Raw genomic sequence first — 17565 nt, 5'->3', positions numbered from 1 at the left:
TATAAAGTCCTCACCTTTGGCGAGGCTCTCAATTATTTCTGCTAAATTGCGCAGGTGAAAGATCTAAAAAAATATTATTTGTTATTGGCTACGCCAGAAGAGGTGTACACGGCACTTACAAACCCGCTAACCCTGGAGTTGTGGACGGGCGAAAAAGCAGAAATGAGTACGGAGCCCGATTCTGAATTCTCACTATGGGAAGGCAGTATCATAGGTAAGAATATCGAATTTGAAGAGGATAAAAAGATTGTACAGCAATGGTATTTCGACGGGCAAAGTGAAGAATCAATCGTAACTATCAAGATCCACCCCGATAAGCACGGTTCTTCTATCGAACTTAGGCATACCAATATCCCCGAGGATGATTTTAACGATATTGCCGAGGGTTGGGATGATAGCTATTTTGGTAACCTTGCCGATTTCTTTGCCTTAGGATAGTAAGACAGAGGCGAGATAATAATAATAAGCAAGAATCAAGACAGAATAAGAAAATCCCTATATAAAGAAAGAGCCGCCCCAATTTTGGAGCGGCTCTTCTTAATTTAGGAGATTTGATTCCTGACTCTTAAGGTCGTGAATCTATCCCTTAGTATAAAGTAAACTCTACACGACGGTTTTGCTGACGGCCTGCTGCTGTTTTGTTAGTAGCAATTGGCTGGCTTTCACCGTAACCTGTAGCCTCAACACGTGATGCGTTAGCACCTTTGCTTACAAGGTAAGTTTTGATAGACTCTGCACGGTCTTTAGATAACCTTAAGTTTAAGGCATCAGAACCGGTGTTGTCTGTGTGGCCTGCTAATTTTAAGCTGAAGTTTTTCTCAGTTAACAACTTAGCAACACGGTCTAAACTTGGGAATGATTTTTCGCGGATAGTTGCTTTACCCAAATCAAATTCAAGATTGTTGATCGCATCTTTAACAACACGTTTGTCTTCTTCAGTGATGTAAACAACCGGTTTAGCCAATGGGCAACCAGAACCATCTACCTTGGTACCTGCTGGTGTGTTAGGGCATTTATCGTTAATGTCTAATACACCGTCACCATCGCTATCAACAGTTAACTTAGCTAAGTTAGCGTTAGTAGTGTTCAGGTCGTTACGTAACTGGTCGTTTTTAGCTTTTTCTGCATCAATTTGAGCCTGTAATAAAGCTTTTGTTTGCGCATTCTGCCATACATACTCGGTACGCATTGAGTTTACCGGGTTGTAAGTTGACATATTAGGAGTTTTTGAACTACCTAACAAAAATTCTAAACCAGCGTGGGCATATGAGAACCTGTCGTTAGTGTTACCTGCATTATAACCATCAAAGTTGTCAGACTGTACAAAGTTAACCTGGTACCCTAAATCTAAATTTACGTTGCTACCTAAGTTTACTTTAAAACCTAAACCAACTGGGATGAAAAATTCTTTTATTGAATTTTCACCTGCGCCGTTGGTGTAAGCAGTTGTGTTACCTGTTGCATCGGTAGTGGTTGTTTTGTAACCCATGTAACCTGCACCAGCTGTTAAATACGGTTGAATAGATGATTTTGCATGAAACCAGCTAATGTTTCCAAGCGTGATGTTTGTGCTTAATGCACCAGACCAGCTTAGTTTTGTGTTAAAGCTGGTAGGATCAGTAACACCACCTACCTGGCCCCTTTGGCCACTAACTTCACCACGAAGGAAATCAGCTTGTAAGCCAAACGTTGGTGTAAATTGTTTCTTAATGTAACCGCCGTAACCAAGTTCTGATTGTGGCTGGCGGAAATCCTGACGGCCATTAGCGCCGAAAATTGTGAAGGGGGTTAATAAACCACCATGGATACCAATAGACCATGTTTTAACCGGGCCGCCTGAAAAAGGCTTTACATAGTTTGTTGTATTAACCGAATCGGTTTGTGCGAATAGAGTGCTACCTGCCAACAATCCGGTAAGTAGTAAGGATGCTTTTTTTAAATTTGTTTTCATGTTATTTCAATTTTGGGGTGTCCGTTAAAATGGATGAACGAACATATCCCACATACCAACATTGATGCCAGTAAGCATTTTTAGTTTTATTAACTATAGTTTATAACAGCATTAAATTTTAATAAACAGCAAGTAAAATCTTAATCTATAGCAAATTATACTAAAATACTGACCTATTAAATAATATGGTCAAAATGATTGTCGACAAAGGTTGCATGAAATAACCGTGTGACCCCAAAAAGATACAATACCGCCTTATTAAGCCATTACCGCTATGGTATTAAATACAGTTTTGGCAAGGTTGGTATTACTTTTGATAGTGGAAAGGCCCATTGCAATTTGCGGGCTGATGGCTTTTGTAAATAACTTCCAGGCGGTGTCGGGCGATAAAACAACTTCGGATGTTATGTCGGGCGATAGATTCTCTTTAGATAATTCCCAACCGTCAGATATTTTTTGCAGATGCCAATTGCGGCCAGCATCACCGCTTACGGTGATTTTCAAGATTGTTCCTGCATCTGCCTTAATATCACGGTAGGTAAATGGCAGGGCATACATAAACGTATCCATTCAGGGTAAAAATAATTCCTTTGTAATAATGCCCGGCTTGCCGACAGCATCGCGTATCTGTTGCTGGTGGTGCCATTTCTCCGTGTACTCGCGAGCTACATGAAACCAGTTTAGCGATGTTTCCTCTCCTGCCCAGGCAACAGAAAACTTTGCCTGCTCAAACGGTTCTAAGCTTTTTAAATATTCAAGGTATGATTTGCCTGTATCTTCCAGTTGTTGTGTAAGCAGTTGTGGGCTCACTCTTTTCATGGCATTAATCCAGGTAGCGTTAAGCTGGTTCAGAAATTCTACCAGGTCCTGGTAATTATTTATTGGCTTGGCTGGCGGCGGCGCTTCGTGCCCATTTAAAATAGCAATGCCGCGCACGTTGCCATCAAGCAGGTGCGCGGCAATATCTTTAACCGTCCAAAGACGTGCTACGGTAGGTTTGTTCCAGTCTTCGGGAGATAAGGACGCAAGCAGCTCAATCAGCAATCTATCCAGTATCGGGAATAATTGCAATGTTGGTATAGGTATCGCCTGCTGCATAACAAATGTTACTCACCAGGATAGATAATTACCTTCCATTGAATGTCAGCAGCGGCTTTATAGAGCGTCGCGGCTACAGAGCAATATTTGTTAAGCGATAATTCTACCGCTTTATTGGCTTTATCTTCGTCAACATTGCCATAAATATGAAACTCGAGCGTGATATTCTGCCATAGCGATGGCTCCTTACCTGCTTCGCGTTCCCCTGCAATCACCATTTTATAGTCGGTAACGTTTTGGCGTTGCTTTTTAAGGATAGCGATAACATCAATGGCCGAGCATCCGCCCAATCCCATTAAAAGCATTTGCATAGGGCGCACACCAAAGTTTTGGCCGCCGCTTTCAGTGCTGCTGTCCATACGTACGGTGTGCCCGTATTCGTCGGTGGCTTCAAAGCCATATTCGCCGCTAACGCGGGATAAGTTTATAGTAGGCATAAGCAGTGTAATAATTATGCTAAGTTAGGTTTTTGGCCGCATAATAAAATACCAAAATGCTATATTCACGTTAAATACCCAAAGTACTAACTACATGAAAAAGCTACTGTTCTCCGTTATTTTCTTTTGCTTCGCAACTGCAGGTTTCGCGCAAACCAACCTGATCTCTTATGATGATCTAAGCTATCTGTTACATAACAACATAAACAAGGCCGATACCTTTTTATGGCAAAGGGTTACACGCTTACCAAAAAAGACGAGAAAAAAAACACCCGCAAATACGACCTTAAGATCCCCGGCGGCACTTATGTTACCAACAGCATCCGTGTTGATGGCAGGCGCATGTATATCGAAATGGAAACCAACGGATTGGGGCAATATAATATGATCTATAACTCGGTATCGCAATACATTAATAAAGAAAGCAGTACGCCCGATGTACAAACGATTGTAGTTAAAGATCTTGGCACTATCTATATTATGGTTAACGATGCAGTACCCTACAACCCCACCCGCCGCGAGTATACGTTTAGGATAGTGGCCGGTAAAGGCATCACTGCTTATAATTAACGCAATGGGTTTAAGTGGTGTTGCAATTTAAAGGCTGTTTCTTTTATCGCGAAGCAAATATTTGATATTAAAATAGGCTTGATCGTGGTAAATTATCCAAAAAAAATTAACTTCATGGCTTCAATTAATCTCTATGGCCTTAAACTACATCTGGATCGCCTTTTTCCTTATCGCTTTTGTAATAGCGTTTTGTAAACTGGTGTTTTTGGGTGATACAGAAGCGTTTAAACTTCTGGTTGATGGTATGTTTGATAGCTCCAAAGCCTCGGTGATGGACATTGCCCTGCCTCTTGCCGGTAATATGGTATTATGGCTGGGCATCCTAAACATTGGCGAAAAAGCAGGGGCCATGAATTTCCTGGCCCGTATTGTTGGCCCGTTCCTGAGCCGCTTATTTCCCGAAGTACCTAAAAAGCACCCTGCCACCGGGCAAATGATGATGAACTTTTCGGCTAACTTGCTTGGTTTAGATAATGCCGCTACCCCGCTCGGGCTAAAAGCAATGGGTAGCTTGCAGGAACTCAATCCTAATAAAGAAACCGCCTCAAACGCGCAGATCATGTTTTTAGTGCTGCACACATCGGGCCTGCAATTGCTGCCGGTAACCATTATAGCACAGCGCTTTATACTTCATGCCAAAGATCCTGCTGATGTTTTAATTCCTTGTATCATAGCTACCTACGTAGCTACTATTGTGGGGATGGTAGCGGTTGCCATTAAACAAAAAATAAACCTGTTCGATAAAGTTATCCTCAGCTGGCTTGGCGGGATGACGGCCTTTATACTTGCGCTGGTTTGGTACTTTACGCAGTACCTGGATAAAGAGCAAATTACCACAGTGTCTAAAGTGTCAAGCAATCTTCTTATCTATCTAATACCTACTATATTTATTTTAGGGGCACTTTATAAAAAAGTAAACGTGTTCGAAAGTTTTATTGATGGTGCTAAAGGTGGTTTTGAGGTATCTGTAAAGATAATCCCCTACCTGGTTGCAATGTTAGTTGCTATCAGCGTTTTTCGCAACAGCGGCGCTTTAGAGTACGTTAACAACGGCGTACGCTGGGCGGTTACCCAGGCCCACTTGGATACCCGCTTTGTAGATGCGATGCCGGTTGCTTACATGAAACCTTTAAGTGGCTCGGGATCTAAAGCGATGATGATAAACGTAATGCAAACTTACGGGCCTGATAGTTTTGCGGGCCGTTTGGGTTCTGTATTCAACGGCTCGGCCGATACCACGTTCTACATTGTAGCCCTATATTTTGGTTCGGTAGGTATTAAAAGGTCACGCTATGCTATCCCGGCAGGTTTGCTGGCCGATTTTGCAGGCGTGGTAGCAGCCATCTTGATCTCGTATCTGTTTTTTGGCTAAACAATAGCCGGAAGCCCCCTTTCCGGTTTAATTTTAATCGATTCTGTTGTAACACAGCAAATTTAATTACGTACAAAGGTGCAGTAAACTTCAGTTTACAAGCATAAAGTATTCACGCGTTTGACGTTTTAGTTATCGACGTGATCTGTATGAATTGATTTTGAATAGTGTGATGGGTGTAATTTTTACCAAACGTCTATTTCTTGTATTAATATCCCTGTTTGCAATAGCAACTGCTTCGGCACAAACTATTACCGTGGGTGCAATAGATCCGGGGCCGTACGGAGGGGGATCATCTATTGGTGTACCTATAAATGTGAACAATGGCGGAGGCTGTTTTTTCACAAATAACGTTTACCGATTATATCTTTCTGATGCTTCGGGCAGTTTTGCGTCACAAATACAAATTGGTTTCACTAACGGTTTTTATGCGACATTTGTAAACGGCATCATACCTGGAGGTACACCTGCTGGTACAGGTTATAAAGTCAGGGTTATTTCTACATCGCCGGTTGGTATAGTTGGCACGTCTTCCGCATTTACAATTAACGGCAGTGCGGGAGTTTTAGCGGGTATTGCTTCGCAATCCATTAGTTCGGGCAACCCTGATGTTTTTGGCTCATGCTCGGGTTCCGGCAGTTCGCCTTATACCTTTTCAAGTACTTCTACATCGGGCGCCACCGCAACCGCCAGTTTCTTTAACGAAATAACACAGGCTACAGAAGGCACCCCACGCACTGTGCCGGGTAGCTTCCCCGCAAATGCGGCAAACTATACAATTACCGTAACGGCTGCAAAAGGCGGCGTAATTGGTACGAAATGTTACACGCTTATAAATAATGAAATATACCGTTCTATAGGTAATGCCGACAATGCTACACCCTGCGCAAATGGCAGCCCGGCGGTATTCCCGTTAGTTATCGATGACGGGCAGGGCAATGGTTTTAAATATAACTATCCCGGCCTCACTTATAAGGTTACTTGGGGCGATGGCACCTCAACTACTTACCGTTATTGCGACATTATTGCCAATGGCAACGCTATCAGCCATGTTTTCACCAAGGCATCATGCGGTAACAATGTGGGCACTTTAAAAAACGTGTTCAGGGTAGAGCTTGCACCTTTTAATGATTATTGTGGCAGCACCTCTGTGTTGCCAGGTGTAGCATACATAAGGGTTGTTACGCCTGCCAATACCGATTTTACACACCCCATAGCCGCTTGCCTGGGTAGTCAGGTTACCTTTAATCCCAACATTTCCGACCCAGGCCAGGACCCCAACAACAACACATCTGACTGTAAGAACCTCGACGCGCTTTATACCTGGTTTATTAATGGCGTACAAATTATAGCAAATCAACCCCTAACCAAAACTTTTAAGTACACTTTTAATGCTGTTGGCACTTATAAGGTAAAATTAAAGCTACAAAATGGTGTTGGTGGATGCGGAGTGCTTGAAAAGGAATATGACATATGTATTCAGGAAGCACCTGAACCTAAGTACACCGTACCGGTAAATTCGGGTTGTTTGCCATTAAGCCTTACCCCTAATAACACATCAATAGTTCGTGCCGACTGTAACGCTACTAATAGTTTTAAATGGACGGTGACCGGACCTGCACCTGTTAAATACAATAGCGGTACTAATGCGACAAGTGTAACCCCGCAGTTTTTATTTGACCAGCCCGGGGTTTATACGGTAAAACTGGAAGTAAAAACAGAAAGCTGCGGTACTGTATCTGCGCCTAATATCGAGACAATCGTTGTTGACGGCCCGCCCGTAGCGCAGCTATCAGCAAATAAAAACATTTGTGGTATTAACCAAACCTATACGTTTAATGGCGATCCCGGCCCTACACAATCTATAGTTAGCGGCAGCTCTCAACCCGGCCCCGGCGATTATACCTGGACGGTGACCGGCGGCGCCTTCCAGTTTACCGGCGGTACATCGGCAAGTTCGAGATATCCTCAAATACTATTTAAAGATGCGGCGGCTTATACCATAAGTGTCAGTTCAAAAAGTGCCTGCGGTTCTCCTGCTACAGATTCGCAGGTGTTAACATTTCAATCAGCACCGGTAATTGACGCGGGTACAAGCCCGCCTGTATGTATTGGTAACCCTGTGGCGTTGCAAGGCATAATTACCAACGGCACGGTAAATAGTGTACAATGGAGCGGCGGAGCTGGTGCATTTAGTAACCGTAACAGCCTTACAAGTACTTATACCCCTACAGCAGCAGAGTACGCCGCCGGGACAGTAACGCTTACACTGACGGGTTACACCAGCCTTAGCGCGCCTTGTAATGAGATACCCGATAATATCACGATAAGTTTCCAGCCCGATAATTCTATCACCAGCACTAATAAGTTTTACACATGCTCAGGTGCGGCGCTGGGCTATAACATTACTTCATTGCTTGCGGCAAGCACCTTTAATTGGACGGTTGACGCTGCGAACACATCCACAACCATAAGTGGCTATGCGGCATCAGGCAGCGGGAACGTTATTAATGATGTTTTAGTAAACAGTGATATAAACAACAGTGCGGTAGTTACTTATAATATCACCGCCACAAATGGTTCATGTACAACAAATATCTTTGTACTTACTGTAAGCGTAGGGCCAAAAACACTGGTTGCAAATTTTACCCATGACCTGCCCGGTAGCGCAGGGTGCGGTAATACTTTGGTACAATTTACCGATGCATCTGCACCTATGAGCGGCAGTACATTTAAATGGGAATTTGAAAAAAACGGCACTATTACATCCTCAATATTAGCAAATCCGTCTAATCTCTTCCGGCCAAATAATGACGGAAGCGATGCTGTATACAATGTTAAACTAACTATTACCAGCCCTTGCGGTATTGCAACATCAAGCATACAAACCATTACTATAAGGCCTTTGTTGCCGGTGGCGCATATTATTCCGCCAACGGTCACAGCTTGTACTCCTGTAACCTTAAGCATGAAAAACGATTCGCCGGGCACCAACATAGATTATACTTATTATTTTTATAAGTATAATAACGCCGATAAAACGGATAGCACCCTGGTGTTTAACCCTGTCATAACTACGAGTAAAGGTCCCGTAAATATTGGCCCGATATCAGACCCGGGTAACTATACTTTGTTTATGAGGATAAGAGGATATTGCAACTCTATCGGCGAAACGGTGCATATCCCAATAAAAATAGACGCGGCTTCTTTCGATTCACAAATATTTGCAACAGGGCCTTTAGAAGGATGCCAGGGTGCATTCGCGGCGCAAATATTCAATAATTCAACGCCCGGAAATACGTATACCTATTTTATAACAAATTCTAACGGTAATTTTAATGATACAAAGTCGGCCGGCTTAGGTGCCTTTAGCTATACTTTCCCGGCACCAGGTATCTATTATGTTACCCTTAGCACGCAAAATACATGTGATAATAAAATATCTAATGTTCTGCAATTTATTGTACACAATAACCCAAGGCCGGATTTTACCTCAGATTTTACCTCGGCCTGCAGGGAACTTGTCGTAACCTTTACCAATAAAACGCTTGATGATCCTACCACACAAGCATCATCTATGAGTTATATCTGGGATTTTGGTGACGGCAGGCCCCCGTTTTCAGGTTTTTCCCCGCCACCGCATAAATATGCAGCTCGTAATACGCCTTACACCGTTACGCTTACTGCCACTATACCTGCAACAAGTTGTACAGCCCAAAAAATCCATATGGATTATATAAATATCACGGAGCCCCCAGGTACTAACTTCGAAGTAAAGCCGGGATTGATAACAAATCTTCCAAATTATCACTTTGAGTTTATTGACCGTACTATCGGCAGCCCTAAAACCTTTGTATGGAATTTTGGTGATGGCGGTGGTTCACAATCGCAAAACGCCAGCCATACTTATGCAGATACCGGCAAATATGTGGTTACGCTTAAAGCCACTGATATTAATGGCTGCGATAGCACATTTAGTCAGCAAGTACAAATAACCGGCATACCGGGCTCTCTTTACTTACCAAATGCATTCCAACCGAGTGGCCCTACAGTAGATCTGCAAAAGTTTACAGCCAAAGGATCTGGCGTTGCTAAATGGCAACTTCAAATATTTAACAATTGGGGCCAGTTAATATGGCAAACAACGGCCTTAGGTGCCAATGGCGATCCTACAGAAGGTTGGGATGGCACATTTAAAGGCGCACCCTTGCAACAAGGCGTTTACATATGGCAGGCTTCGGCCACATTTATTAATGGTACCGAGTGGAAGGGAATGTCATACAACGGATCGCTACCTAAACGTAGCGGCTATATACATTTATTAAGATAAAGGGAGAATGAAGGGACCGATAAAATATTACCTTTTACTTTTAACCATGGCTTTGGCAGGATGCTTTAATGCGTCGGCACAAGATCATATGTATTCGCAGTTTTTTAACTCGCCTATTTATCTTAACCCGGCTTTAAATGGCCAGTTTCAAGGCGATTTGCGCATGAACCTCATCTATCGTAATCAATATACATCGATCCCTGGCGGCCTGTCTTACTTGTCGGCCTCTATTGATTATAAAGTGCCCGAGTTTGGCGGTGGTTTAGGTTTGATATTTACCCGTAGCAGCGAAGGATCCGCCTATTTAAATAAAAACAACATTGCCGGTATTTACTCTTATAGCGTAGGGTCTGAGGATTTTGTGCTATCTTTTGGTTTGCAAGCGGGTGTAACTAATCGTTCGGTTGATTTTAGCAAACTTGCCTTTGGCGACCAGATAGACCCCCGTTTAGGTTACGACCCAAGCGTAATAACCGGCGCAGCCAAACCCGATTTTAATAACAAGTTCTTTTTTGACGCCGGTGCCGGAATAAACCTTACGCTTAAAAACTTTAACATAGGTGGCGCCGCGCAACACATTAACCGCCCTAACGAATCGTTTACCGGTACGCCGTCAAAACTGCCCATGCGTGGAACCCTGCATGCCAGCTTCAGATATAACCTCACCCGTGACGATAACCTTGATGACGAGGATAAATCGTACATCATCCCATCGGTGGTTTTTTATAAACAGGCGCAGGCGCAATCAATTAGCGCGGGCATGCAGTACAAACGCCGCAGTATTAATGTAGGTGCATGGTACCGTAGCGGCGGTGCAGGCGGGCCAAGCGCGTTTGTGGTTTCGTTGATCTTTGATCTGTTTATTAATAAAGAAGGCGGCGAGAAGTTGCGTTTCGGCGTAAGCCATGACGTACCCGCAGGAGGCTTAAATTATAGCAATACAAGTGGCACAACCGAGGGAAGCATCGGGTACGAAACTACCCTGCCGTCCCGCTCAGACGGTGAACGTAAATTTTATGGTGCAAGCCGTTGTTACGATTTCTATTAAATCAATAATTTTATACTCTTAAATTAACTAAACGGTGGCGCGGGCGCCAAGATGAAAAACCGGATATTGGTTGGGTAGACCAGGATAGTAACTAACACCAGCATTAGAATCTATTGGTATGGATGCCGAAATGAATTTATAGTTAGCAGCGTAAAAGCTGATCGCCATTGCCGATGCCTGCCTTATCCATAAAATACTGGTGGTGAATATTGCGATCAAGACCGGTTTGAACCGAGCCTAATGCAGGCCTTTAACAAAAATATCTATCAGTAACAGGCGTTTGTTGTGGATCTCATCCAATTGTTCGCGTTGAGGGAAGTTTAATTTTTTCTGCGGAACAGCACCGCCAACCTTAATACCATGTAATGCATCTAAAAATACTTCTACCACCTCTACTGGGTTTGATACTGGGGTTATATTGCCTTTTTCTGTTTCGGTTTTTATCGCGTTAGCTAATAACGTGATCTCGGCATTACGGATATGGTTCACCGTTTCCCATATAGTATCGGGCAGGTTTTGTTCGTTCAGTCGGAAATAATCGAAAAAGTTATAATTGTTTATGATGAAATCGTGGTGGGTATTCACTTGGAAAAGAAAAGCATCGCGCAGGTCATCAAAATGGCCAACCTTATTTTCCAGTTGTTTAAGATAATCGGAAGCCAACTTGCGCATAACGGCCATATACAGTTCGCTCTTATCCGGGAAATAATAGTATAACAATGCTTTCGACATCGAAAGATCGCCTGCTATCTCATTCATAGTGGTTTTAGAATAACCGTAATGAAGGAACCGCTGGTGCGATGCTTCTAATATTTTTTCGCGTTTAATATCTTGCTGGTCGTTAGCTGCGCTCATTTTATTTAAAGTTGTCTTCCTGACTTTTTTAACAAAACTATCAAATTACCAGCCAAGATATCAAACCTTACGAGAAAGATGAATTTAACATGAAATTGTTACAGTTGTTTTGCCAGCGCGGTGCCGGCGCTTATTACGATAATATCTTCGAAAGCACCAATTGCGGCATCGGGTATCCTTGTGCGTTTCCCGAGGCTCAAGCGTAAAAACATACAACCAAATGCCGAACCGATTGCTGCCGCCCCTCCTATCAATCCACCTATAATTGGTTGTTTGTGATTTACCTTAAAAACGGTTGCACCACATAGCGCGCCTGAAACAAAACGACCTATTAAACCACCCACCGCTGTACGTTTTGGTGCAAATGGCAATTTATCACCAACCAACTCCCCCGCTCCTAAAACCTTAAAAACTTTTGAAGTGGCCATGTTCTGCATAAATGCTAATGGCGTATTTTTTATATTTTTTGAAGGATGCCTGCTGTATGCATGACTAACCACTACAGGTGCCGAAAATGTACGCATGCCTGCAATTGCACCCAGTGCCGCTGCCTGGCTAACGGCTTCTATTGTTTTACGATCCATATATTAATGTATTGTATGCTTCAGTTATGCAATAACCATTCCTAAATATTAACCAACATGTAGTTGTAGGTTCAGTTAAAAAATGTAAATCAATAAGTAAAATAGGTTGTTGTCTGTTAACAAAACTAAACTAACTATGAAACTACACGAAGATAATCCAACTGGCACATTAGGTGCTGCCATTGGCAAAGGCTTAATAGCCGGCGTTGTTGCAACTGCCGCTATGACGTTATCGCAAATGATCGAAATGAAAATAACCAAACGCGAACCCAGCGACGCCACACTTAAAGTTGCTGAAGATACAGCCGGGTTTAAGCCTGCAAGCAAGCAGGACAAGCAACTACTATCGCAAGAGATCCACTGGAGTTATGGTACTGCCTGGGGCGTAGCACGTGGCTTAATTGGGCTTACAGGCTTGAAAGGTTTCTCAGCTTCACTGGTACATTTTGGAGCGGTTTGGGGCACGGCTTTGGTTATGCTGCCTAAGCACGATGCTTCCAAACCAATAAACCAGCAGAAACCTCAGGAAATCGCCATTGATGTTTTGCACCATGGCATTTATGCTATAACAGCAGGCCTGGTTTATGACGCACTTGATGCCGGAAGCAGGCGTGAAAGAAAAGTACGTAAGATTTTGGCGTCCTTAAAAGGCATAAAGCAGCGTTTTAAATAACAAACATCTGCAATAAAAAAGAGCCGCACAGTACAACTGTGCGGCTCTTTTTTATTTATAAATTTATTTGAATTATGCCTCTGCTATTTCCAGTTTTGGTTTCTCGGCTTTCTTCTTTTTATCACCGAAGAAATAGTTTTTCATGTTTACGCGGATAATGTACATACATGGTACAAGTATCAACGTAATAATTGTAGCGAAACCAAGACCGAAGATCATTGTCCACGCTAACGGGCCCCAGAAGGCAACGTTATCACCACCGAAGTGGATGTGCGGCGCACCGTGAGTGAACAAGCCCACAAAATCGATATTGAAACCTACGGCTAATGGTATTAAACCAAGTATGGCTGCGGTCGCAGTTAATAATACCGGCGTCATACGGGTATGCCCGGCTTCTACCACTGCGTCGTGCAGGTTTGCGCCCTGGTCTATCAGCATATCGGTAAACTCAACCAGCAAGATCCCGTTACGTACCACTACACCCGCAAGGGCTATGATACCTATACCCGTCATTACAATGGCCATGGTCATCCCGAAGATACTTACACCAAGGAACACCCCGATGATACTGAAGAAGATTTCGCTGATGATGATGAACGTTTTACCTATCGAGTTAAACTGGATCATCAGGATGATCAGGATCAACCCGAATGAAGTTCCCATTGCACCACCAAGGAACGTCACAGCCTCCATTTGGTCTTCCTGGCCACCACCTTGCCTTATGGTAATGTTCTCGTCCTTTTTAAAGTTACCTACGGCCCTTAAAATATTGGCGTTTACCTCGTTGGCATTGTAAGGCTTAATAACGCTTGAGCCTAATGTAAGCACCCTGCGCTGTTGTTTACGTTTAATGTTACTAAAGGTATTGGTATAACGGATGTCGGTAAAGGCAGAAATAGGCACTTGGCGTATCGCGCCGCCTGTTGCCAGATCGCGATAGGTAATTTTCAAGTTGCGCAACTCATCAATATTACTGCGTTGCTCTTCCATCGCCCTAACCTTTATCTGGTAATCATCCTCTTTGGTATTACGGAAATCTGCTGCCTTCGCACCGAATATTGCTGTACCTAAGTTTTGGTTTACCTGTGCGCTGGTTATACCCTCGCGGTTTGCGCGTTCCCGGTCAATGTCGAAAACAATATCCGGCTTGTCATTCTGTACATCGGCAACCAGGTTTTCTATACCGGCAATGTTTTGCTTATCCAGGTAGGTTTTTAAACGGCTGCCTGTTTTTACCAGCGAATCTAAGTTGTCACCGATAATCTCTATGCTGATATCTTTTTGTACCGGCGGGCCACTGGCCTCTTGCGCTACTGCAATTTTAACACCCGGAAAACCTTGTACAGCTTTACGGATCTTTGCTAAAACCTCTTTAGTATCCTTACCATCACGCTCGCCAAATTCAACAAAGGCTACGGTTACCTTACTCTTATTTTGATAATCTCCCTGATCTTCATCCTGCGGGTCGGTAACGCCTTTGGTTACGTTAGATATGATAGACGATACAATATCCTTATTAGGCTCAACAACTTCGGCAACGCGTTTTTCTATTTTCCTGGTTATTTCGTTTGTAGTAGCCTGGTCGGTACCTATTGGCATAGTTATGTATACGTAGGCAAAGTTAGGGTCGCCGGATGGGAAAAACTCCGGTGTTTTACCGATGGTCATTAGTAGCACAATAGACAAAACAAATAACCCAAATGTACCTACAAGCATAGTTATTGGCCTTTGTACCGCTTTTTCCAGCCATTTGGCATACCAATTTTGGAACTTAGGCCAGGCGTTATTCTGAAACCTGTCTATCACCCTTAACAATACAAAGTGGTTTAACAGGTACAATACTACAAACAGCACAATCAGGTTACCTATACCAAAGTTGATCAAATAACCCACAACGGCAGCGCCGGCCATGTAAAGCAACGTGCGATTTGTTTTTTTATCAAACTTAGGGTTATCGTGTTCGCCCGGATGATGCGCTTCCATAAAGTCTACCGCGAACACCGGGTTCATGATATAAGCTACAACCAATGATGCAAGCAAAGTAATGATAAGTGTTATAGGCAAAAAGAACATAAACTCACCAATAATACTATTCCAGAATGCTAACGGTACGAATGGTGCAAGCGTTGTCATGGTACCGGAAAATACCGGAAGGAATACCTCGCCGGCAGCCATTTTAGCCGCCTCTTTAATGGGTACTTTACCGTTCGCGAAAATACGGTGCGTGTTCTCGATAACAACGATCGCATCATCCACCACAATACCCAATGCGAGCAGGAAGGAGAACAGAACGATCATGTTTAGCGTAAAGCCTATCCATGGCATCACAATAAAGGCGATAAAACAGGATAACGGTACCGATAGCGCCACAAATATGGCGTTGGTAGTACCCATAAAAAACATCAGGATAACGGTTACCAGTATAAAACCAATAATGATGGTATTGATAAGGTCGTTAAGCGTAGTACGTGTTTTATCTGATTGATCGCCGGTTACGGTAACATTTAAACCTTTAGGGAACGATGTTTTTTGTTTCTCTTTGATCAAAGCGTTTATCTTGTCAGATGCCTCAATTAAGTTCTCCCCTGTTCTTTTACTAACGTTAAGCGTTATTACATTTTTAAATTTAGATTGCTCTGGGGTTTTTAAACGCGCGTAACTCTCCTGTTCTAAAAAAGCATCTTTTATCTCGGCAATATCGCGCAGGTAAACTGCCTGCCCCTTAGGGTTACGGATAGCCATTGCAGCTACCTGGTCGGCATTTTTAAAATCCTGTTTGATATCCACACTGCGGCGTACCCCATCGGTTTTAATGGTACCGGCTGATGAAAGTATGTTTTCGTTACCGATAGCCTGAGTAATGTCATTAAAGCTTATTTGTGCTGCTGCCATTTTATTCATGTCAACATTCACCTGTATCTCGGGCGTTAAGGCACCAACTTCATCCACTTTCGAGATCTCTTTATAGCTTTCTATCTCATCCTTTAAAATGTCGGCATATTCCTTTAATCGTTTTAGGTCATAATCCCCAGATATATTGATGTAAAGGATCGGCAGATCGGCAACGTTAACATCAGATATAACAGGCTCTTTAAAGTTGTTATCGTTTTGCGGCAAATCCTGTTTGGCTTTATCAACCGCATCTTTTACATCTATTTTAGCATCCTTTGTTTTAACGTTGGCGTTAAATTCGGCTGTAATTATAGATACGTTTTGTACCGAGTTTGAGGTAACCTTTTTTAAACCTTTAAGCGATTTAAGCTTTTTCTCCAGTTGCCTGGTAACCAAATTCTCAACATTTTGTGGTGACTGGCCCAAAAACTGTGTGGTGATGAAAATTTTTGGTACAGCGATATCCGGGAAGTTTTCTTTCGGCAGGTTGTTGTAGCTAACCAAACCCAGTACCGTGATCATAAATATGAGTACGTATATAGCGGTTTTGTTATCAATGGCCCAACTTGAGGGGCCAAATTCTTTTTTAAGATCTTTCATATATTTAGTAGATCAGTGTGTGGTTGTTAAATTAGATCGCAGATTGTAACACTTTTACTTTGTCGCCGTCTTCAATATCGGCAGCACCTTCGGTAACCAGTTGTTCCCCAGCCTTTAAACCAGATAATATTTCTGACTGGCCACCGTAAGTTACACCTACTTTAATGGTTTTACGCTTAGCAATTCCATTTTCATTTACAAAAACGTAATCGCCATCTTCTGCTTTCTGGATAGCCTTAACAGGTATTATAACAGCATTTTGTTTAGAATAATCGGCTATTTTGATAATAGCTGTCATGTTTGGGCGAAGTGTTTTACGCACCGGTAATTTTATCTCAACCGCGAAACTACGTGAAGTTGGATCGATGGCTTTAGCGGCAAAAGTCACCTTGGTTTTTAAAGAGTCTTTAGCATCAGGTACTACGATCAAAACTTCGTTGCCTGTCCCAACGCTACCTGCATAGCTTTCCGGAACATCGGCCTTTACTTTTAGCATATCGGCATTTACAATGCGAATGCCGTTTGTGCCCGGTTGTGCAACCTGCCCAAGTTTAAGGTCCATTTGGTCGATGGTGCCACTTATTGGCGACACAATACGGTATAAGTTAGCTTGTGAACGCAAGCCTGATAAGCCTTTTTTACTTGCCTGCAATGTAGTTTGCGCTTGTAAAAACTGCACTTCAGTACCAATTTTTTGATCCCACAGGTTTTTCTGACGGTTATATAACTGCTGGTTAAGATCGATCTGCGCTTGCGATTGCGCGATGTTTTGCTGCAATACACTGTTGTCTAACTGTACAAGCAACTGGCCTTTGCTAACATGCTGGCCCGGTTTTACGTAAATTGCTGTAATAGTACCCGGGGATTGCGGATAGGCGGTAACGTTATCCTGCGCGTCGATCTTACCTTGTATTTGTACATAGTTGGTAAACGCGCCGGTTTTAACTTCGGCAACACCAACTTCAATAGCTTTGGTAGAATCGCCAACTTCAGATTGTAGCTTGGTTATTTGGGCGTTAATTTCAGATTGTTGTTTTTGCAGATCAGCAAGTTCTGCTTTTTTATCTTTTGGTTTGCTTGAGCACGCTGCCAGTAACAACAATGCCGGTATGTATATTAATTTTTTCATTTGAGTGATTGTATATGTGTAGTTTA

The 17565-nt window shown here is 42.9% G+C and carries 15 protein-coding genes; 6 read left to right on the top strand and 9 right to left on the bottom strand.

The features are described from left to right. Positions 1-54 precede the first annotated feature (54 nt). A complete protein-coding gene (locus tag ACVW0P_RS04135; protein WP_457130964.1) occupies positions 55-438 on the top strand; it encodes an SRPBCC domain-containing protein in 384 nt (127 codons plus the stop codon). 148 nt (positions 439-586) lie between these two features. On the opposite strand, the gene ACVW0P_RS04130 is transcribed toward ACVW0P_RS04135, so the two are convergent. From ACVW0P_RS04130 to ACVW0P_RS04115, 4 genes are all read right to left on the bottom strand, one after another. Next, complete coding sequence (locus ACVW0P_RS04130; protein ID WP_457130963.1) at positions 587-1951, bottom strand: OmpA family protein; 1365 nt, start codon at positions 1949-1951, stop codon at positions 587-589. A 258-nt stretch (positions 1952-2209) separates the two neighbouring features. Then, positions 2210-2521 carry a hypothetical protein gene (locus ACVW0P_RS04125; RefSeq protein WP_457130962.1) on the bottom strand — a complete coding sequence of 104 codons (312 nt, stop codon included), beginning with the start codon at positions 2519-2521 and terminating at the stop codon, positions 2210-2212. Beyond that, positions 2522-3049: a maleylpyruvate isomerase N-terminal domain-containing protein gene (locus ACVW0P_RS04120; protein WP_457130961.1), complete on the bottom strand. Its 528-nt coding sequence runs from the start codon at positions 3047-3049 to the stop codon at positions 2522-2524. An 8-nt stretch (positions 3050-3057) separates the two neighbouring features. Next, complete coding sequence (locus ACVW0P_RS04115) at positions 3058-3486, bottom strand: OsmC family protein (RefSeq protein ID WP_457130960.1); 429 nt, start codon at positions 3484-3486, stop codon at positions 3058-3060. Positions 3487-3711: 225 nt separating this feature from the next. Here ACVW0P_RS04115 and ACVW0P_RS04110 point away from each other — a divergent pair, with 225 nt between their 5' ends. The 4 genes from ACVW0P_RS04110 to ACVW0P_RS04095 all read left to right on the top strand — a co-directional run bounded on the left by ACVW0P_RS04110 (position 3712) and on the right by ACVW0P_RS04095 (position 10806). After that, positions 3712-4056: a hypothetical protein gene (locus ACVW0P_RS04110; RefSeq protein ID WP_457130959.1), complete on the top strand. Its 345-nt coding sequence runs from the start codon at positions 3712-3714 to the stop codon at positions 4054-4056. Between the two features lie 133 nt (positions 4057-4189). Further along, positions 4190-5428 carry a nucleoside recognition domain-containing protein gene (locus ACVW0P_RS04105; protein WP_457130958.1) on the top strand — a complete coding sequence of 413 codons (1239 nt, stop codon included), beginning with the start codon at positions 4190-4192 and terminating at the stop codon, positions 5426-5428. 172 nt (positions 5429-5600) lie between these two features. After that, on the top strand, positions 5601-9758 hold the full coding sequence (locus ACVW0P_RS04100; protein WP_457130957.1) for a PKD domain-containing protein: 4158 nt from the start codon (positions 5601-5603) through the stop codon (positions 9756-9758). Positions 9759-9765: 7 nt separating this feature from the next. Continuing rightward, positions 9766-10806, top strand: coding sequence for a PorP/SprF family type IX secretion system membrane protein (locus ACVW0P_RS04095; protein ID WP_354430284.1), 1041 nt, complete (start codon positions 9766-9768; stop codon positions 10804-10806). A gap of 27 nt (positions 10807-10833) precedes the next feature. Here ACVW0P_RS04095 and ACVW0P_RS04090 read toward each other — a convergent pair whose 3' ends face one another. The 3 genes from ACVW0P_RS04090 to ACVW0P_RS04080 form a co-directional block, all read right to left on the bottom strand. Continuing rightward, positions 10834-11025: a hypothetical protein gene (locus ACVW0P_RS04090; protein ID WP_457130956.1), complete on the bottom strand. Its 192-nt coding sequence runs from the start codon at positions 11023-11025 to the stop codon at positions 10834-10836. An 18-nt stretch (positions 11026-11043) separates the two neighbouring features. Further along, complete coding sequence (locus tag ACVW0P_RS04085; RefSeq protein ID WP_457130955.1) at positions 11044-11661, bottom strand: TetR/AcrR family transcriptional regulator; 618 nt, start codon at positions 11659-11661, stop codon at positions 11044-11046. A 98-nt stretch (positions 11662-11759) separates the two neighbouring features. Then, positions 11760-12245: a DUF4126 family protein gene (locus tag ACVW0P_RS04080; RefSeq protein WP_457130954.1), complete on the bottom strand. Its 486-nt coding sequence runs from the start codon at positions 12243-12245 to the stop codon at positions 11760-11762. Positions 12246-12381: 136 nt separating this feature from the next. Between ACVW0P_RS04080 and ACVW0P_RS04075 the strand changes: the two genes are divergently transcribed. After that, entirely contained in the window at positions 12382-12918 is a 537-nt protein-coding gene (locus ACVW0P_RS04075; RefSeq protein ID WP_457130953.1) for a hypothetical protein, read from the top strand. A 72-nt stretch (positions 12919-12990) separates the two neighbouring features. Here ACVW0P_RS04075 and ACVW0P_RS04070 read toward each other — a convergent pair whose 3' ends face one another. Both ACVW0P_RS04070 and ACVW0P_RS04065 read right to left on the bottom strand, forming a co-directional pair. Then, positions 12991-16410, bottom strand: a complete 3420-nt coding sequence (locus ACVW0P_RS04070; protein ID WP_457130952.1) for an efflux RND transporter permease subunit — start codon at positions 16408-16410, stop codon at positions 12991-12993. A 31-nt stretch (positions 16411-16441) separates the two neighbouring features. Continuing rightward, complete coding sequence (locus tag ACVW0P_RS04065; protein WP_457130951.1) at positions 16442-17539, bottom strand: efflux RND transporter periplasmic adaptor subunit; 1098 nt, start codon at positions 17537-17539, stop codon at positions 16442-16444. Positions 17540-17565: the final 26 nt, after the last annotated feature.

Source organism: Mucilaginibacter sp. UYNi724 (assembly GCF_054057495.1).
This window is presented reverse-complemented; position numbering and strand designations above follow the sequence as displayed.

What these genes read in the sequence shown, in the direction of transcription:
- ACVW0P_RS04130 (WP_457130963.1), bottom strand. Translation starts at nt 1,951, where the DNA reads ATGAAAACAAATTTAAAAAAAGCATCCTTACTACTTACCGGATTGTTG.
- ACVW0P_RS04125 (WP_457130962.1), bottom strand. Translation starts at nt 2,521, where the DNA reads ATGGATACGTTTATGTATGCCCTGCCATTTACCTACCGTGATATTAAG.
- ACVW0P_RS04120 (WP_457130961.1), bottom strand. Translation starts at nt 3,049, where the DNA reads ATGCAGCAGGCGATACCTATACCAACATTGCAATTATTCCCGATACTG.
- ACVW0P_RS04115 (WP_457130960.1), bottom strand. Translation starts at nt 3,486, where the DNA reads ATGCCTACTATAAACTTATCCCGCGTTAGCGGCGAATATGGCTTTGAA.
- ACVW0P_RS04110 (WP_457130959.1), top strand. Translation starts at nt 3,712, where the DNA reads ATGGCAAAGGGTTACACGCTTACCAAAAAAGACGAGAAAAAAAACACC.
- ACVW0P_RS04105 (WP_457130958.1), top strand. Translation starts at nt 4,190, where the DNA reads ATGGCCTTAAACTACATCTGGATCGCCTTTTTCCTTATCGCTTTTGTA.
- ACVW0P_RS04100 (WP_457130957.1), top strand. Translation starts at nt 5,601, where the DNA reads ATGGGTGTAATTTTTACCAAACGTCTATTTCTTGTATTAATATCCCTG.
- ACVW0P_RS04095 (WP_354430284.1), top strand. Translation starts at nt 9,766, where the DNA reads ATGAAGGGACCGATAAAATATTACCTTTTACTTTTAACCATGGCTTTG.
- ACVW0P_RS04085 (WP_457130955.1), bottom strand. Translation starts at nt 11,661, where the DNA reads ATGAGCGCAGCTAACGACCAGCAAGATATTAAACGCGAAAAAATATTA.
- ACVW0P_RS04080 (WP_457130954.1), bottom strand. Translation starts at nt 12,245, where the DNA reads ATGGATCGTAAAACAATAGAAGCCGTTAGCCAGGCAGCGGCACTGGGT.
- ACVW0P_RS04075 (WP_457130953.1), top strand. Translation starts at nt 12,382, where the DNA reads ATGAAACTACACGAAGATAATCCAACTGGCACATTAGGTGCTGCCATT.
- ACVW0P_RS04070 (WP_457130952.1), bottom strand. Translation starts at nt 16,410, where the DNA reads ATGAAAGATCTTAAAAAAGAATTTGGCCCCTCAAGTTGGGCCATTGAT.
- ACVW0P_RS04065 (WP_457130951.1), bottom strand. Translation starts at nt 17,539, where the DNA reads ATGAAAAAATTAATATACATACCGGCATTGTTGTTACTGGCAGCGTGC.